This window comes from Staphylococcus sp. EG-SA-2, assembly GCF_017152085.1.
Genome location: NZ_JACYHC010000981.1, coordinates 1 through 845, shown reverse-complemented (window position 1 = coordinate 845; position 845 = coordinate 1). Strand labels below are relative to the sequence as shown.

Genomic DNA, 845 nt, shown 5'->3' with positions numbered 1-845 from the left:
ATTATATGCTGTACTTAAAACGGTTGTTAGTAATATTTTCAAATACCGCCAACGCATTATTGATAAAGCAAACAGTAATGTTAAGGACTAATTCTGTGGATGTCTTTTAAGAATATAAGATACTATCGCATCAAAAGTTGAAACTACAGCTTTTGAGGCGATTTTTTTGTGCATAAAAAATCAGTCAAATGAAATATCAAATAATTTTCCATCAGTCCGATTATTATAAAAGCAAAAAAGCTTTGCTCACATATATAATAACGTGAACAAAGCTGTTGAATGATATTATTTAATTGCGTGGAATCCGCTATCTACATGAATATTTTCACCTGTAACGCCACTTGATAAATCACTTAATAAGTAAGCCGCAGTTTTACCTACTTCTACTTGATCAACATTACGTTTTAAAGGTGCACGCTCTTCGATTTCTTTAAGAATTGTATTGAAACCACCCACACCTTTTGCACTTAATGTACGGATTGGACCAGCTGAAATTGCATTAACGCGAATATTATCTGGACCTAAGTCTAATGCTAAATATTTAACATTTGCTTCTAAGCTCGCTTTAGCAACACCCATCACATTATAGTTTTGAACTGCGAATTCGCCACCTAAATATGTTGTTGCAACAATGCTACCACCTTCTGGCATTAATTTTTTAGCTTCATGAGCAACGATAGTTAGTGAGTAAGAACTAATGTCTTGAGCTAACAAGAAACCTTCACGTGAAGTTTCAGAAAAGCGTCCGCGTAAGTCTTCCATATTAGCAAATGCGATTGAATGATATACACCATCAATATTGCCAACATCTTTACCAATTTGCTCAAAACCATTAATAACCTCTT

At 34.0% G+C, this 845-nt stretch carries 2 protein-coding genes; one reads left to right on the top strand and one right to left on the bottom strand.

All coding sequences use genetic code 11. The annotated features are described in order from the left end of the window. The coding region (locus IDG60_RS22735) for a hypothetical protein (protein ID WP_241013393.1) at positions 1-91 on the top strand (91 nt) is incomplete at its 5' end. A gap of 194 nt (positions 92-285) precedes the next feature. Here IDG60_RS22735 and IDG60_RS16905 read toward each other — a convergent pair. Next, the coding region (locus IDG60_RS16905) for an SDR family oxidoreductase (RefSeq protein WP_164826118.1) at positions 286-845 on the bottom strand (560 nt) is incomplete at its 5' end.